Annotated in this window: 19 protein-coding genes; 7 read left to right on the top strand and 12 right to left on the bottom strand. The window is 58.0% G+C overall.

Features of this window, described 5'->3' with window-relative positions; genetic code table 11:
* Positions 1 to 80 precede the first annotated feature (80 nt).
* Positions 81 to 407 carry a DUF2025 family protein gene (locus LOY70_RS22985; protein ID WP_123346396.1) on the top strand — a complete coding sequence of 109 codons (327 nt, stop codon included), beginning with the start codon at positions 81 to 83 and terminating at the stop codon, positions 405 to 407.
* Positions 408 to 553: 146 nt separating this feature from the next.
* Here the strand turns inward: LOY70_RS22985 and LOY70_RS22980 are convergent, their stop codons facing one another.
* On the bottom strand, positions 554 to 1,264 hold the full coding sequence (locus LOY70_RS22980) for a CTP synthase (RefSeq protein WP_265029427.1): 711 nt from the start codon (positions 1,262 to 1,264) through the stop codon (positions 554 to 556).
* A 14-nt stretch (positions 1,265 to 1,278) separates the two neighbouring features.
* Here LOY70_RS22980 and LOY70_RS22975 point away from each other — a divergent pair, with 14 nt between their 5' ends.
* Positions 1,279 to 2,226: a LysR family transcriptional regulator gene (locus LOY70_RS22975; RefSeq protein WP_265029426.1), complete on the top strand. Its 948-nt coding sequence runs from the start codon at positions 1,279 to 1,281 to the stop codon at positions 2,224 to 2,226.
* Between the two features lie 56 nt (positions 2,227 to 2,282).
* Positions 2,283 to 2,810 carry a DUF1003 domain-containing protein gene (locus tag LOY70_RS22970; protein ID WP_265029425.1) on the top strand — a complete coding sequence of 176 codons (528 nt, stop codon included), beginning with the start codon at positions 2,283 to 2,285 and terminating at the stop codon, positions 2,808 to 2,810.
* A 43-nt stretch (positions 2,811 to 2,853) separates the two neighbouring features.
* On the opposite strand, the gene LOY70_RS22965 is transcribed toward LOY70_RS22970, so the two are convergent.
* On the bottom strand, positions 2,854 to 3,462 hold the full coding sequence (locus LOY70_RS22965) for a TetR/AcrR family transcriptional regulator (protein ID WP_265029424.1): 609 nt from the start codon (positions 3,460 to 3,462) through the stop codon (positions 2,854 to 2,856).
* Positions 3,463 to 3,652: 190 nt separating this feature from the next.
* Between LOY70_RS22965 and LOY70_RS22960 the strand changes: the two genes are divergently transcribed.
* The gene (locus LOY70_RS22960; RefSeq protein WP_265029423.1) at positions 3,653 to 4,711 is read left to right on the top strand and encodes an MBL fold metallo-hydrolase; all 1,059 of its coding nucleotides are present in this window, start codon (positions 3,653 to 3,655) and stop codon (positions 4,709 to 4,711) included.
* A gap of 15 nt (positions 4,712 to 4,726) precedes the next feature.
* Here the strand turns inward: LOY70_RS22960 and LOY70_RS22955 are convergent, their stop codons facing one another.
* Together LOY70_RS22955 and LOY70_RS22950 are read right to left on the bottom strand one after the other, a co-directional pair.
* On the bottom strand, positions 4,727 to 5,044 hold the full coding sequence (locus LOY70_RS22955) for a helix-turn-helix domain-containing protein (RefSeq protein WP_025215121.1): 318 nt from the start codon (positions 5,042 to 5,044) through the stop codon (positions 4,727 to 4,729).
* 83 nt (positions 5,045 to 5,127) lie between these two features.
* A complete protein-coding gene (locus LOY70_RS22950) occupies positions 5,128 to 5,904 on the bottom strand; it encodes an AraC family transcriptional regulator (protein WP_265029422.1) in 777 nt (258 codons plus the stop codon).
* 113 nt (positions 5,905 to 6,017) lie between these two features.
* Here LOY70_RS22950 and LOY70_RS22945 point away from each other — a divergent pair, with 113 nt between their 5' ends.
* Positions 6,018 to 6,830 (top strand): sulfite exporter TauE/SafE family protein, encoded by an 813-nt coding sequence (locus LOY70_RS22945; protein ID WP_265029421.1) that lies wholly within the window; start codon positions 6,018 to 6,020, stop codon positions 6,828 to 6,830.
* Between the two features lie 5 nt (positions 6,831 to 6,835).
* Here LOY70_RS22945 and LOY70_RS22940 read toward each other — a convergent pair whose 3' ends face one another.
* The 6 genes from LOY70_RS22940 to LOY70_RS22915 form a co-directional block, all read right to left on the bottom strand.
* A complete protein-coding gene (locus LOY70_RS22940) occupies positions 6,836 to 7,822 on the bottom strand; it encodes a hypothetical protein (RefSeq protein ID WP_265029420.1) in 987 nt (328 codons plus the stop codon).
* Positions 7,823 to 8,186: 364 nt separating this feature from the next.
* Positions 8,187 to 8,507, bottom strand: a complete 321-nt coding sequence (locus tag LOY70_RS22935; RefSeq protein ID WP_265029419.1) for a helix-turn-helix domain-containing protein — start codon at positions 8,505 to 8,507, stop codon at positions 8,187 to 8,189.
* Positions 8,485 to 8,856: a type II toxin-antitoxin system RelE/ParE family toxin gene (locus tag LOY70_RS22930; RefSeq protein WP_092345609.1), complete on the bottom strand. Its 372-nt coding sequence runs from the start codon at positions 8,854 to 8,856 to the stop codon at positions 8,485 to 8,487. The genes LOY70_RS22935 and LOY70_RS22930 overlap by 23 nt, the downstream gene beginning before the upstream one ends.
* Before the next feature lie 249 nt (positions 8,857 to 9,105).
* A complete protein-coding gene (locus tag LOY70_RS22925; protein WP_265029418.1) occupies positions 9,106 to 9,819 on the bottom strand; it encodes an HNH endonuclease signature motif containing protein in 714 nt (237 codons plus the stop codon).
* A gap of 102 nt (positions 9,820 to 9,921) precedes the next feature.
* A complete protein-coding gene (locus tag LOY70_RS22920; RefSeq protein WP_265038159.1) occupies positions 9,922 to 10,452 on the bottom strand; it encodes a Bro-N domain-containing protein in 531 nt (176 codons plus the stop codon).
* 400 nt (positions 10,453 to 10,852) lie between these two features.
* Positions 10,853 to 12,100 carry a ribonucleotide-diphosphate reductase subunit beta gene (locus tag LOY70_RS22915; protein ID WP_025215114.1) on the bottom strand — a complete coding sequence of 416 codons (1,248 nt, stop codon included), beginning with the start codon at positions 12,098 to 12,100 and terminating at the stop codon, positions 10,853 to 10,855.
* Positions 12,101 to 12,128: 28 nt separating this feature from the next.
* On the opposite strand from LOY70_RS22915, the gene LOY70_RS22910 reads away from it, so the two are divergent.
* A complete protein-coding gene (locus LOY70_RS22910) occupies positions 12,129 to 12,431 on the top strand; it encodes a hypothetical protein (RefSeq protein WP_265029417.1) in 303 nt (100 codons plus the stop codon).
* Between the two features lie 158 nt (positions 12,432 to 12,589).
* Here LOY70_RS22910 and LOY70_RS22905 read toward each other — a convergent pair whose 3' ends face one another.
* Together LOY70_RS22905 and LOY70_RS22900 are read right to left on the bottom strand one after the other, a co-directional pair.
* Entirely contained in the window at positions 12,590 to 12,769 is a 180-nt protein-coding gene (locus LOY70_RS22905) for a hypothetical protein (protein WP_265029416.1), read from the bottom strand.
* A gap of 29 nt (positions 12,770 to 12,798) precedes the next feature.
* Complete coding sequence (locus LOY70_RS22900; RefSeq protein WP_025215112.1) at positions 12,799 to 13,062, bottom strand: DUF2790 domain-containing protein; 264 nt, start codon at positions 13,060 to 13,062, stop codon at positions 12,799 to 12,801.
* Between the two features lie 477 nt (positions 13,063 to 13,539).
* Between LOY70_RS22900 and acs the strand changes: the two genes are divergently transcribed.
* On the top strand, positions 13,540 to 15,495 hold the full coding sequence (gene acs / locus LOY70_RS22895) for an acetate--CoA ligase (RefSeq protein WP_265029415.1): 1,956 nt from the start codon (positions 13,540 to 13,542) through the stop codon (positions 15,493 to 15,495).
* Positions 15,496 to 15,947: the final 452 nt, after the last annotated feature.

Below are 15,947 nucleotides of genomic sequence, written 5' to 3'. Positions count from 1 at the left end.
AAACCTGAAGCCAGCGTTCACTTGCCTTGTGTGTAAACCATCGATCAGACGTCCCGAGGGACGCATCCATGAGGTTTACCATGCGCACCACTTCGACATTCATCTGCCAGGCCGCCGACCAGCTCAAGGGTTTTGTCGGTCTGAACCGCAAGACCGGCCAATATATCGTGCGGTTCAGCGAAGACGCCTTCGGCATGGACGTGGCCGACGACGGCATCATCCCCACCAGCGAATTTGTCTGGACTCCCGTGACAGACGGCACCATGGCCCTCAAGCGCGAGCGGATCCAGTTATTGCTGGATCAGAACATCGACGATCGGATCAACCTCACCGAACCCTTGCGGGTGTACATGGCGCGCAGTGATTTGCCGGAGATCGTGGCGGTGCGGCAATTGGTGGAGGGCTGAGCCTCGCCCTTGAATTGAACAGAAGACCCTGTGGGAGCGAGCTTGCTCGCGATAGCGGTGGATCAGCCAACATCACCGTGACTGGTCATACCGCCATCGCGAGCAAGCTCGCTCCCACGGGTTTGGCGTTTTTGCCGAGGGTGGTGCTATGACATTGACTTGGCACAGGCTTCGACAAATGCACGGACCAGCGGCGGCACGCGACCTTCCAGGGCTGCGCGCTCAGGCTGGAACAGCGTCGCCACAAAGAATGGATGATCAAGCAGTTCCACGGCTCGCAAGTCGCCGATCGAATCCCGGGCCACGGCGTGCAAGCGCTCGCCCAGCAAGTCGCGTTCAAATTGTGGATTGACCCCGAAGCGGCAATGGTAGCCCTCGAATACCGTCTGGCGACCGTAGGCCCTGGCGATCAAGGAATCCGCCTCGAGTTGGAGGCTGTCGATGGTTTCGACCAAGGCGCAGCTCAGCGGCGTCAGCAATACCCGTTCCGCTTCAGGAGCGGTCTCGCCATGGGCGGCATCGGACCAGCCCATTACATTGCGGGCATATTCCAGCACCGCGTGCTGAAAACCGCCGCAGGTGCCGAGGAAAGGGCGGCGTTGTTCGCGGGCAAAACGGATGGCACGCAAAGCGCCGTCTTCGTTTCGATAAGGACTGCCCGGCACACACCAGACGCCATTGAAGTCATTCAGCAGCGAGTGGTCGGCGATCAGCTCGGTTGCCAGCCACTGGAAACGAATGGCATGACCGGTTTGTTTGCCGGCCTGTTCCAGGGCGATGGGGATCGCCCGGTGGGCGGTGATGTGTGGGTCGTGATCGCCGACCAGGGCGATGTGCAAAGGACGCTGGTTTTCCATGGGAGGCTCGCCGCTTGTTGATTCCTGGTTGCCACTATAGATTGGCGTTCACGCAATCAATATTGGCATTTCCCCAAGTGATCAATGCATCGACGCACTATCGTCTGGATTACCCCGATCTTTCCCTGATCCTGGCGCTGGTCCGTGGCGGCTCACTGGCTCGGGCTTCGCGGTTGCTGAAAGTGGACGTGTCCACGGTCTTTCGTTCGGTACGCCGGCTCGAGGCGGCACTGGGCCAACCCTTGTTCGAAAAAAGCCGTACCGGTTACTTGCCTACGAGCCTGGCCCAGGCTCTGGCCGAACAGGCCGAGCGCGCCGAACAGGCTCTGGAGGCAGCACGTATCGGCGTAGAGCAGGGGGGCGAGGTCGTCAGCGGCACGGTGCGCCTGACGTGCACTGACGCGGTCCTGCAAGCCTTGTTGCTGCCCGCGCTGGCGCGGTTCATGCCCGCATACCCGGCGTTGACCCTAGAGTTGAGCACCTCGAACGATTTCGCCAACCTGAGTCGTCGTGATGCCGACATCGCGTTGCGCTTGACCCGTACGCCGCCGGAACACCTGGTCGGTCGCAACCTGGGTAATGTGGCTTATCGGGTATGTGCTTGCGCCACCTATCTGCGCTCGGCGAATCCAGATGATTTAGCCGCCATGGCCTGGATTGCGCCGGACGATTTCCTCCCTGATCACCCCACCGTGGCCTGGCGCCGCCAACATTTACCCGGCGTGATGCCTGCCTATCGCTGTAACAGCATGCTCTCGGTCTCCGAGCTGGTACGGGCCGGCTTGGGGGTTGCGGCGCTGCCGGACTTTCTGATCGATGAAAACCAGGGCCTGATGCCTTTGGGCGAGCCGCTGGCAGGGTATGACACCGCGCTTTGGCTCCTGACCCGCCCGGACTGCCGCGCCTTGCGTTCGGTGGTGACGTTGTTCGATGAGTTGGGGCGCAACTTGCATTTACGCTGACCTTGACCAGCAGCGGTATAGTGCCTTAAGCCCCATTCCTGGCAGAGAACATCACGATGACGAACCCCCAACCCACCACAACCGCTCCCGTTGATCACTTACGTTTTCATCGCCCTCACGCGCATTTGGCACCGACTTTTGGCAATGACCGCTTTGCACTGCGTGCGGAAGCGTTCGCGCGCTTTTTCGGAACACCGATGTTCCTCGGTGCGCAAACCTTGATCGTACTGTTATGGGTCAGCCTGAACCTGATGGGGGTCTTTCATTTCGATGCCTACCCGTTCATTTTGCTTAACCTGGCGTTCAGTCTGCAGTCGGCTTATGCCGCCCCCTTGATCCTGCTGGCGCAAACCCGCCAGGCTGCGCGGGACAAGGCCCAGGCGGAAGCCGATGCCCAACATCGCGAAGCCTTGGCCATCGCCAACAGTGAACGCCAGGCCCAGGCCGCGCAAAACACCGCGCAGTTGCTCGAATTGTTGGAACAGAACACCCGCCTGACGGAAATGACCAAGGCATTGACCGAGCGCATCGACAGCCTCACGACTGAGATGCATGAGAAATTCGTGCAGCCGCCGGCGCAGTAAACCTTCGTCCTGCGGGAATGCTTTGTTCAGGAGCGGCTGAGGCTCAGACCTGATAGCGGCTCAGAAACATGTCGAGGGCCGATTCGATCACGTGTATCTGTTCATCCTCGGTCAGGCTCGGCTGGCCCATGGAAATCTGTGGCCAGAAGGCGAATGTCTTGAGCAATCCGTGCATTTGCTGGGCAGCAAATGCCGGTTCCACGGGCTTCAACTGGCCATCGGCTTGGGCCAGGCGAATCCAGGCAGTCAGGCCTTCTTCGCGCTCGCCCATGCGCCCAACCATGTCCTGGGCTCGCTCGGGGGAATGAATCGTTGCGGCAATGGCGATGCGCGCCAAGTCGAGGAAATTCTCGTCCGCCAGCATGCGCAGCTTGGCTTGTAGCAAAGCCTGCAGTTGCTCTCGTAGAGGTTTTTCGCAGCTGTAGGACACGTCCTGTTCTGCCGTAATACTGTGCCATAACCGATTCAGAATCTCGGCAAACAGCGCTTCCTTGCTGGGGAAGTGGTTGTACACCGTGCGCTTTGATACGCCGGCGGTCGCCGCGATCTTGTCCATGCTGGTGATCTCGAACCCGCTGCTGCGAAATTCGGCAATCGCGGCTTGAAGGATGGCTTCGCGTTTTCGCTCGGTAAGGCGCTGCGGTACGGTCATGTGCATTCGTCGGGTGGAGAGGGGAGGATTTACACTCAGCAGTTTACTTGCTCACAAGATTCATGCAATCTAGAAACTACACCGAGCGGTGTAGTTTATGACTCAAGCGGCTGAGCGTGCATGCAACGGCCATCCAGCGTCCCACAAAGGCGAAGCGCAATTGCGACGACGTCCTTGGAGTTATCGCACCATGACCACTCCCTCTATCTCGACCGACAACCCGTCTGCCCAGCCTTCGTCCCGGCATGAACAGGGCAAGTATCGCAATCATACCTTCACCCCGCGGCAAGGGTTCGGCACCACCTTGCGCATCATCTGGAACATGACCTTCCACAAACCGCGCGCCACACGGCCTGCGGGCGCCATTGAGGTCCAACCACTGACGCGCGCCACTTTGCTGGCCGCGCCGAACAACAGTGTCTGGCGCCTGGGTCATTCCACCGTGCTGCTCAAGCTACGGGACAAGTTTTGGCTGACCGATCCCGTTTTCTCCGAGCGCGCTTCACCCGTGCAATGGGTCGGGCCGAAGCGTTTTCATCAGCCGCCCATCAGCTTGGAAGAGCTGCCGCCGATTGAAGCGGTGATCCTTTCCCATGATCATTACGACCATCTCGATCATCAGGCCATCCTGAAGCTTGCAGCCAAGACTCGCCATTTCCTGGCCCCCCTTGGCGTCGGTGACACCCTGATCAAATGGGGCGTCGACGCCAGCAAGGTCCGTCAACTCGATTGGTGGCAAGGCACCGAGGTGGAGGGTATCGAGTTCATTGCCACGCCATCCCAACACTTTTCCGGTCGCGGCTTGTTCGACAGCAACAGCACCTTGTGGGCGTCGTGGGTGATGATCGATGGCGCCACCCGGATTTTCTTCAGTGGCGACACCGGCTATTTCGATGGTTTCAAACGCATCGGCGAGCAATACGGCCCCTTCGACCTGACGTTGATGGAAACCGGCGCCTATAACGTCGATTGGCCCCATGTGCACATGCAACCTGAGCAAACCCTGCAGGCCCATATAGATCTAAAGGGCCATTGGCTGCTGCCAATCCACAACGGTACGTTCGACCTGGCTATGCATGCCTGGTACGAACCCTTCGATCGCATCCTGGCCCTGGCCTGGGAACGCAACGTGTGCATCACCACGCCGCAAATGGGCGAAGCATTCACCCTGACGCAGCCGCAACGTGGCCGGGCCTGGTGGCTGGATGCGGAGCCCTCGGCTTATCAGGACCAGCCCGACATGGCCTGACCCCCGACGCATCGATCATTCGATCATGGCGTAGTCTGGCCGCTCCATCGGGTCTGGCGTGGCGCCCTTGATGTTCATGCCACGCCCCGGCGCGAAGCCGGGAAAGAACACCAGGCCTTCGGATTCCAGCCGAAAGGCCAGGGCCAGGCGGGTCACGTCGAGCAATTCGCCCCCGGCTTCGAAGCGCCGGATGGCCTGGACTGAGACGCCGGACTGCCGCGACAACTCCTCGACACTCCAACCGAGCATGGCTCGGGCCTGCGCGCTATGGGCAGGGGTGAATTGATAGACAGCGATACGTTGCAGGGTGGTTTTGATTGCGAGAGAGGCCATGGGAGTTCTCCAAAGCGGCGGGTTCAAAATATACTGTGTTTTTGTACAGTTGTTTTGAGTCCGGATCAATCTCATTTTTTTGATCAATGACCAGCGGCCGCTTCCTGCCAGGCGCTCGGGGCTTGACCCAGCACCCGGCGAAACATGGTGGAGAACGCCGCAGGGCTGTCGTAGCCCAGGTCGAGGGCAATGCGGGTCACCGAGTGGCCCTCAGCCAAGCGTGGCAGCGCCGACATCACGCAAGCCCGTTGTCGCCATTGGCTGAAACTCAGCGTGGTTTGCCGGCTGAACAGCCGATTGAACGAACGCAGGCTGACCGGCAACTGCGCGGCCCATTGTGCGGGCGAGGCGTGGGCGTCGGGATGTTTGAGGAACGCCTGGCACAGGCCCAGCAGGCGCGGGTCCTTGGGCAGTGGCAGGTGCAGCGGTAAATGGGCGCTGCGCAACAGTTCGTGCAGCAGCAGATTGATCAATGCGCCGTCCCGTCCAGCCTCGTCATAGTCTGGGGCAAGCTCCACGGCTTCCATCAGCAACTGGCGCATCAGGGGCGAGACGCTGATGACCTGGCAATGCGCGTCCATGGCCGTCACGGCGGCCGGTTCGATATAAAGGCTGCGTGTACTGACGCCCACCATCAACACCTCATGGGCGACCCCCGGCGGAATCCACACCGCCCGTTGCGGCGGCACCACCCAATTGCCCTCCACCGTGCTGACCTGCATCACGCCTGTGGCGCCATACAGCAACTGTGCCCGACGATGATGGTGCAACGGCAGCAAATGCCCGTGGGGGTAATCGGTGCCAATGGCGACGATGGCCCTGGGCGTTGCATCCAATAAATCGATCGAAGTGTTGCGCATCGAAGGGGGACTCGCGATTGGCGTAAGCGCGAACATTATTGGCAGGTTTGCTACAGCGGGCCAACCCTCGTTTACCTATCGTGGACGCCTCCCCATTCCACGGACTTCCCTGGATGTTCTACCTATTGCTCACCTGTTTCGGCTGCCTGAGTGGCATGACCGCCGTGCTGTTCGGGTTCGGCGGCGGTTTTGTCGTGGTGCCCTTGATCTACCGCCTGTTGATGGCGCGTCACGCAGGTGACGTTATCGGTGAATCGGCGATGCACATCGCCGTGGCCACTTCCACTTGCGTCATGATCGTCAACGCCCTGGTCGCCACTCGAAAACATCACCGCGCCGGTCAGTTGCTTCGTCAATACTTGTGGCCGTTCGGCGCCTTCATCGCCTTGGGCGCGATCCTCGGCGCAACGGCTACCACCTGGATGAGCGGCGAGATTATTCGCTACGCCTTTATTGCCTATTTGGGCCTGACCATTTTGGATTGCCTGCTGCGACAAGGTTTTCTGACACGCGCCAGCGATGCTGTCCCACGACCCCTGTCGGCGATGGAGACGACGTTGGGTGGCGCTGCTGTCGGAATCATTGCCACCTTCCTGGGTGTTGGCGGAAGTGTCATGACCGTGCCGCTGCTGCGCCGATGTGGCTTGAACATGTCCCAGGCCACGTCCATGGCCAACCCACTGAGCTTGCCTGTCGCTTTGGCCGGCACCGTGACCTACATGGCCTTGGCCGGGTTTACCGGAACAGACCTTGGGCCGTGGTTTGTCGGTTATGTCGACTTGCTGGCCTTTGCTGTACTCACGCTCGGCGCGCTATTGGGCCTCCGCCTGGCAACACCGTGGATCGGGCGGATACCGGATCGGCTGCATGCGCGGGTGTATGTGGTGTTGTTGATGTTGGTGATGGGTGGGATGTTGCTGGGGTAGGGGCGTTATTGACCTGCCAACCCCGGCGCTTCGCGAATAATGAAGTGATCCAGATTCTCAATATTGGCACTGAACACCCCGAACGTCTGGTCGGGGTTTTTCTTGCTCGGCACCTGCTTCAACTCCGGTGTCACGCCATAAAAGAAGCAATACAACGGCGCATCACTGTCGGCGGCGTGCTTGATCTCTTCCAGGAACGCTTTGCGCTTGCGGTAGTTATCGATCAGCTTCTTGTTCAGGTAAACGTTGACTGAGTAAGGTTTCTTCTTCGCCTCGTCCGGTTGCTTGAACCAGACCTTTGCTTCGAAATCGATGCGAAAGCTCAATGTGTAGTCCTTGATCTCCTTGATCTTGCCCCAGTAAATCAAGCCTTTGTTGTCCTGCAAGTATTCGATCTTTTTGAAGAACGAGCCATAGGGCGCCGTGTGCTCGCCAATCTTCAGCGGCATGCGCTTGAGCAGATCCTTGTCCTCGAAGTTCGACACGAAGCACTCCACCGGATGGGCGAAGACATGGGTCTTGTCCGGCGCCGAATCACGGCCCAGATGCTCGTCATGCCTGGCGGCTGAAGGCAGGCGCTCATCGCGTATCACGTCCGCCACCACCGCCGGGCTGGACGGCTTGCGCACATACTCACGCCGAGTCAGCAACAACTCCGAAGGGAAATGCTCCTCCCGACCGTCATCCGATTCCGCCCCATCCGCCTCCAGGCCCGATGCCGGTGTCTTCAGGCTGACATAAGGACAACCCTCGGTGTGCCGGGTGCTGGGGATGTTCTTGAAATGCGGGGTGCGCACGTAATTCACATTCTTGGCGTTGAACGTCCCCAACACATTCGCCGCATCAAACGCCATTCGACAGGCGTCGTTGGGGCACTGGAACTGTTCTTTCGCGGAATCGAACGCCACCGTCTCGTCGAAATTCAAATCGCGCACGTCATAGATCGACAGCTTGTCGTCGAGGCTGCGGCAGTAGGCGAGGTCGAATTTCATGACGGGCTCGGGTCCTTGAGTGGGGAAGGGTATTAATAGCGGGAGGCGGGGTGGGTTGCACTGACTGTTTTCAGCTGGGAGCAAAATTTGTAGCAGTGCACCGGCCATGGACAGAGCCCGAGGAGATTTTATTGATATTCCTCCAGCTTGATGATGACCCTGTGGCGAGGGGATTTATCCCCGCTGGGCTGCGAAGCAGCCCCCAATTCATAAAGCCAACAAAAGCCGTCGCTCGAACACGGACGACGGCTTTAGATTGAGCCTCAAAACCCTTGCAAAACCCGAGATACTTCCGCCACCAGAATTCGTGCTGGCTAAACAGATCATCAACCAGTGCCGCCGGCATATCTCACAACGTGGCCTTTTAGGCCAGTATTTCGAGGCCATGTTTCTCCACGATGCTGAGCAGTTTAAGAGCCATCCCTCCAGGACGCTTGTCACCAGCCTCCCACTGCTTAACTGTCGATGCGCTTGTGTTCAGGTAGCGGGCAAAAACCGGCTGACTGACGTGGCTGCGCAGACGAATCTTCTTGATCTGAGCAGGCGGGATTTCAGCAGGCACCTCAGCAATGCAGGCCTCATCGAATTCCCGCATGGTGGCCTTGTCGATAGCGCCGATTTTCAGCAGCGCCTCAGCCGAGCTATGAATCGAATCGAAAGCCTCACTTTTGAATTTTTTCGCCATTGCATATCTCCACAAATTCTTTTCCGTCCAGCAGAAGCTGGACTTGCTCCTTGCTCAAACCTTTATAGGCATCAGCAAGCTTCTTAAACGCGGCCAGTTCATTTTTAGTGATGTTGTCCTGGTCTTTCTTAGCAAACAGGAACTGATACACCCAATAGCTACGACCTTTGGCAAGAATGATCGAGCGGTGACGATTCTCATTGAGGCGCTTTTTCCAAACACCTCCGCCCAAATCATCGGCTTGTCCGTTGACGACTTCCTGCACCGCCTTGCAGAGATCAGCATCTGTGATCTTTGCTTTCTTTGCTGCGGTAGCAAAGGTCTTCGTTTTGAATACCCTCATTGGCATAAGCTTTCCCTTTGGAGTACAAAGCTACCACTCAGTGGTATAGGTGTCAAAAGCGTGAGTTTTGCAGATAGCGCCGTCTAGTATGGCCCGAGGGGTACGACTGTAAGGGGGGGACGGAACACTGATATTGTTTCAACACATCGCAAAACCTGTGAGAGTGAGCAACAACCCCAGCCTCAACGCCAAACACCCGTGGCGTGGAAGCTTGCCTCGCTGGGCTGAAGCAGCCCCACCCCAACGGAGTGTTTTTCACTCAACGACCAGTCGACCAACTTTCTGATACAGCGACAAAGTGAAAGCCTCTCTGTCACTGGCAAGATGACAGCGTCGATGGCAATTCGGGCAAAGCGCTACCGCGTTGGTAATGCTGTCCGAGCCATTCAGAGCCAGATGCTTCACATGATGCACTTCAAGAAACGGCAACCCGTCCACCTCGAACGGTGCGTTCTGACCGCAACCTTCGCAGACCCCTTTAGCTAGCGCAGCAACCCAAGCTCGGACTTTAGGATCTCGAACGTAGGGCATCGTAGTCGTGCTGACCTGTTGGGGATTTGGGTTCCCTGATGGTTCGATCTTGAGCCCTTTCTTTTGCAGCTTGGAAGCTCGGCTGATCAACGTCTGCTGATCAGCGGTCGGAGCAAATTCGCCCGCGTCAGGTATCGCTTTATTAGCGAGCACCTTACGGATTCGTTGAGCCACGCCTGCGCCAATGTTCTTGGCGGGCATATAGCCGCTGATCCGCCGCAGCCCCATTTGCTCCAACACCGCCGAGATATTCTGCATGCGGTACTCAACCGATGAGGCACTGCGCTTGCCCAACGGTCCGTCACGCAGGCGCTGGTTTTCAATCGACTTCTTGAAGGTCTGGCCGTTTAATTCTCGGTCGAGCATTTTCAGATAAGCATCAACCGAGGCCTCAAGTTCTTCATCGCTCCAGCCGCTTTTTTCCTTTCGAGTATCCATACAGTCGCCGAGGGTTAAAAACCCTCGGACGATACTGACTGGCTATTACGGCTGTCTACGAAATTTCCTACAGAGAAGGTACTGACCTCGTTTGGGACACTCTTAAGAAACGGAATGCCCAGGAACGTGAAACGCCTCACGCAACCTACGCCACCAAGGCTTAGCCGCCTTCGTTCGGCCTCGAGTCCGATTGAGCAGTAGATACGGCATATCCCGAAGCCGAATCCAGCCGTCGTTTTGCCAATGCAGCAGACTCAGGGACATCTCTGGCCAATCCAAAACACTCAGCATCGGCTGATCGGTATCGCTTGACTGCGCGTCCCGTAATGCCGGCACCACTTGATGTGTTAGCCACTCACGCAACAAACGATTCCCTGGCACATAGTGGTAAACCAGTAGGGCATATACACCAGACTCACTGAGCATCAGCCGCTTCTCAGGCTGGCCGTGGTAACGAATCAAAAAAACGTGTCGCTGGTCCTCATCAAGTTTGCTGACCATACGGTCGTTCAGATGCACGCCCATCAACCGTCCGAGATCGCGGGCACAGAACCAGGGTTGGTTTTCCAGGAGGAGGGCGTGCAGGTGGAGGTTGTGGCGGGTGAATACTGCGGGAACGTAAGCATCGGAAATGATGGGTCTCCGAGGTGAGCGGAGAGCAGCGTGGAGTGTTTTGGGCATACCGTACCTCTACGTTTGAAGTTAGCGGCGCGAGCCCGACGTAGAGGATGTAAGAAAATCCCAACAAGCTATTTCGCAATACAGAGTTGCATACGTCTTCTAAGACGGTACGCGCTTCTATGTTTGGCGATCAGCTACTACGTTGGGCGTTTCTTAGGCACCTGCGACTAAGATAGGTAACGAGGCGATACGGCGTCAATGCGGAAGGATTCTGAGTTTTTCGTAGGGCAAAGGTATCGCGCCTGCGCCAGAGTTAAACGTGGCTTGGCTTCTGCGGAACACAAAAAACCCCGTTTTCACGGGGTTTTAAGTTAAGTCGCTGGTGGTTCAGCTCAGGATTTCTCTCTCGAAATCAATCCCAGCTCAGCGCCCCACCCGTCTGATACTCAATCACTCGCGTCTCAAAGAAGTTCTTCTCTTTCTTCAAGTCCATGATCTCGCTCATCCAAGGGAACGGGTTAGTCGTCCCTGGATACTCTTCTTTAAGACCAATCTGCGACAAACGACGGTTAGCGATGAACTTCAGATAGTCTTCCATCATCGCCGCATTCATCCCCAACACCCCACGAGGCATGGTGTCGCGGGCGTATTCGATCTCCAGCTGCGTACCCTGCAGGATCATCTGGGTCGCTTCTTCCTTCATCTCGGCATCCCACAGGTGCGGGTTTTCGATTTTGATCTGGTTGATCACGTCGATGCCGAAGTTCAGGTGCATGGATTCGTCGCGCAGGATGTATTGGAACTGCTCGGCGACGCCGGTCATTTTATTGCGGCGGCCCATGGAGAGGATCTGGGTGAAGCCGCAGTAGAAGAAGATGCCTTCCAGGACGCAGTAGTAGGCGATCAGGTTGCGCAGCAACTCTTTGTCGGTGTCCGGGGTGCCGGTTTCGAACTTCGGATCGGAGATCGAACGGGTGTATTTCAGGCCCCAGGCGGCTTTTTTCGCGACCGATGGGATCTCGTGGTACATGTTGAAGATTTCACCTTCGTCCATGGCCAGCGATTCGATGCAGTACTGGTAGGCGTGGGTGTGGATCGCCTCTTCGAACGCCTGGCGCAGGATGTACTGGCGGCATTCCGGGTTGGTGATCAGGCGGTACACGGCCAGGACCAGGTTGTTGGCGACCAGGGAGTCGGCGGTGGAGAAGAAGCCCAGGTTGCGCATCACGATGCGGCGCTCGTCGTCGGTCAGGCCTTCCGGGGTTTTCCAGAGGGCGATGTCGGCGGTCATGTTGACTTCTTGCGGCATCCAGTGGTTTGCGCAGCCGTCCAGGTACTTCTGCCAGGCCCAATCGTATTTGAACGGCACGAGCTGGTTGAGGTCGGCGCGGCAGTTGATCATGCGCTTTTCATCGACGGCGACACGGGCAGAGGCGCCTTCGAGTTCGGCGAGGCCTTCGGCGACGTCGAGTTTGTCGAGGGCGGCCTTGGCGCGAATGATCGCGGCCGAGTCGCTGGCCGTCACGGCCCGGGCTTCGAGGGCGGCGGCACCGCCGGCGCTGTCGAGGCGGTCCATGTTGGCTTCAGAAGCGTGGCCGGCGTTGGCGCCTTTTACAGCAACTTCGCCGTCTTCTTTGTCGAATTCGTCCCAGCTCAGCATGACGTGTCGTCTCCTGCGTGAGGGCCAGATGCCCGATGAAGGCCTACTGGCCGCGGTGGATCTTGAAAAATCGTTTGTTGCAGCAGCTGACGCAGGCAATAAACAGAAAAATGTACGGGTCATTCTGAAGCGGCTGTGTACACAAGGAGGCGGTGAGCCTCTGCGTAGGCTTCAGGCTGGCGTGATCCCCTGTAAGGGAATATTGCAGGCCCGTTTAAGGCGGCATTATAAGGACTTTTTTGCCTACGTGCTGCGGCGAAATGGCCCACGAAGGAGCTGGTGGGTGGCATTCCCGCGTGGGAGCGAGGGTTTACAAGGCTTTGGCCGCTGAAGATTTTTTTTGCATGGGTCGGCTGGAGGTTTTTTTTGATCAAAAAACGAGCGTTTTTTACGGTTTTGCACTACATGTTGTGTTTATGGAGGGTTTTCGGCGGCTCCAGACACAACCAGGCCCGATCGAAACCGGGCCATGGAAAATGCCATTAATGATCAACCGATGCGAGCTGAATCGGTGTGGTCGAAGCCGTCGGCGGCGACAGTGGCGGAGCCAGTGCGGTCGTAGCCATCTTCAGCGACGGTGGCGGAACCGGTGCGATCAAAACCGTCGGCGGCAAAGGTATGCGCAGCCAGCACGGACAGGATCAGGGCGAAGAACAGTTTGATTTTCATAATAGGTGCCTGGTTCGTTTAGACGTTGATCAGCCGTTGGAGCAGCCGTTACCCATGACGCTGTAACGCAGGATGTGCCGCTGGCCTTTGGAATCGTCGTATTCCATCTTCGCCGGGACCACTTCGCAGACGTTCGGGATGTCGCTCATGGAGATGACTTTGGCGATGTCCAGGTGGGTGGAGTAGGTGTACTCCTCAATGGCTGGTTTTTGCTGTGCGACATCGGTCGGGACTTCGTCTGCCATTGCGGTGGCGCAAAGGCTGCCGAGGACCAGAACCCATAAAGCTTTCATCTGATTCACCTTTCTTGAGGTCGAATGGGGTCACGCAACCTTTTTGGGGTTGCGTGTGGAGCAGGTTTTGGAGGTTGGATTAACGGCCTTCGTGGGGGCTGTGTTGCGTTAATCGTGTTTGCCGGTTGGCGAGATGGATTTTAGGGGGCAGGGGTGGGCACAAAAAGACTCGGTTTTGATAAACACTGTTGGTTGATCTGGTAATAATCGCTACAGGTGGTGGGGGGGCTGTGGCATCTATGTTGGATGTGTCGCCCTCATCGCGAGCAAGCTCGCTCCCACATTGGTTCTGTGGCGTACGACAAACTGTGGGAGGGAGCTCTCTCTCTCACGGGAAAATACCTGCGGACAGGGCCTTGCCCGTTAGTACCGACATTTTGTAGGGACTTGTTACTACCATCGTCGAATGGTTCTATAGGCCCGCCCCGGGCTACAACGGGACCATACAAAAACAACTATGTCACCGAGGTAAGAAAGATGAGTTCGGCTTCTGTGTATCCCGTTCGCCCCGAGGTTGCGGCCAGTACGTTGACTGACGAGGCAACCTACAAGGCCATGTACCAACAGTCGGTGGTCAACCCGGATGGCTTTTGGCGCGAGCAGGCCAAGCGCCTCGACTGGATCCAGCCTTTCACCAAGGTGAAGCAGACGTCCTTCGACGATCACCATGTCGATATCAAATGGTTCGCCGACGGTACCTTGAACGTTTCCTACAACTGCCTCGACCGTCATCTGGCCGAGCGCGGCGATCAAGTGGCGATTATCTGGGAGGGCGATGACCCTGCCGAGAGCCGCAACATCACCTATCGCGAGCTGCATGAAGAAGTCTGCAAGTTCGCCAACGCCCTGCGCGGCCAGGACGTGCATCGCGGCGATGTGGTGACGATCTACATGCCAATGATCCCCGAGGCCGTGGTCGCCATGCTGGCTTGTGCCCGAATCGGTGCGATCCACTCGGTGGTATTCGGTGGTTTCTCGCCAGAAGCGCTGGCCGGTCGGATCATCGACTGCAAATCCAAGGTGGTGATCACCGCCGACGAAGGCGTTCGCGCCGGCAAGAAGATCCCGCTCAAGGCCAACGTCGATGATGCGTTGACCAACCCGGAAACCAGCAGCATCCAGAAAGTCATCGTGTGCAAGCGCACCGGTGGCGGCATCAAGTGGAACCAGCACCGCGACATCTGGTACGAAGACCTGATGAAAGTCGCCGGTACCGTTTGTGCGCCGAAGGAAATGGGCGCCGAAGAGGCGCTGTTCATCCTCTACACCTCCGGTTCCACCGGCAAGCCCAAGGGCGTGCAGCACACCACGGCCGGCTACTTGTTGTATGCGGCGCTGACCCATGAGCGCGTGTTCGACTACAAGCCAGGCGACGTCTACTGGTGCACCGCCGACGTCGGCTGGGTCACCGGCCATAGCTATATCGTCTACGGCCCGCTGGCCAACGGCGCGACCACGCTGCTGTTCGAAGGCGTACCGAACTACCCGGATATCACTCGGGTGGCCAAGGTCATCGACAAGCACAAGGTCAACATCCTCTACACCGCGCCAACCGCTATCCGCGCGATGATGGCTTCGGGCACCGCCGCTGTCGAAGGCGCCGATGGCAGCAGCCTGCGCCTGTTGGGTTCGGTGGGTGAGCCAATCAACCCGGAAGCCTGGGACTGGTACTACAAGAATGTCGGCAAGGAACGTTGCCCGATCGTCGACACCTGGTGGCAGACCGAAACCGGTGGCGTGCTGATCAGCCCGTTGCCGGGTGCTACGGCGCTGAAACCGGGGTCGGCCACGCGTCCGTTCTTTGGTGTGGTGCCGGCGCTGGTGGACAACCTCGGCAACCTGATCGACGGCGCCGCCGAAGGCAACCTGGTGATCCTCGATTCGTGGCCAGGCCAGGCCCGTACGCTGTACGGTGACCACGACCGTTTTGTCGATACCTACTTCAAGACCTTCAGCGGCATGTACTTCACCGGTGACGGTGCGCGTCGCGACGAGGACGGCTACTACTGGATCACCGGTCGGGTGGATGACGTACTCAACGTGTCCGGCCACCGCATGGGCACGGCCGAGATCGAAAGCGCCATGGTCGCCCACCCGAAAGTCGCCGAAGCGGCAGTGGTCGGTGTGCCGCACGACATCAAGGGGCAGGGCATCTATGTCTACGTCACCCTGAACGCCGGCGAAGAAACCAGCGAAGCCTTGCGCCTGGAATTGAAGAACTGGGTGCGCAAGGAAATCGGTCCGATTGCTTCGCCGGATGTTATCCAGTGGGCCCCGGGCCTGCCGAAGACCCGTTCCGGCAAGATCATGCGCCGCATCCTGCGCAAGATCGCCACGGCGGAATACGACGGGTTGGGTGATATCTCCACCTTGGCCGATCCGAGTGTGGTGGCGCACCTGATCGAGACGCACAAGACCATGAACGTCGCCTGACGGCGGTTTGTGACCTTTGAAAGCCCCGCCTGGCATTTGCCTGGCGGGGCTTTTTTATGGCTGTCGAGCACCAAACCTGTGGCGAGGGGATTTATCCCCGTTGGACTGCGAAGCGGCCCCAGATCCCCAACTCATTCTTCCTGATACACCGCGTTGCCTGGTTTCAGGGCCGCTTCGCGACCCAACGGGGATAAATCCCCTCGTCACAGGTCGGTGCTCGACTGACCGTTTGGGGCTGCTTCGCAACCCATCGGGAGCAAGCTTCCTCACCACAGGTTCGGCGAATGAATAAATATCGGCGTTTAAAGTAGGAGGTGTCCGAACGTTACCGATGTTTAGAAATGTGTAACCAAAGGCGCCACAACGGGGCGATGTGAAACGCGAAGCCCTGTTTCAGGGCCTTTCCTGGCCTCGGATAAAATAAGCCGACACGCTGTGCTTGCCGGATTAGA

Origin of the sequence: Pseudomonas sp. B21-054, from assembly GCF_026016345.1 — a bacterium.
Lineage (GTDB): Bacteria > Pseudomonadota > Gammaproteobacteria > Pseudomonadales > Pseudomonadaceae > Aquipseudomonas.
Note: the sequence above shows the minus strand (reverse complement) of the source record. Positions and strands in the feature narration are given on the sequence as shown.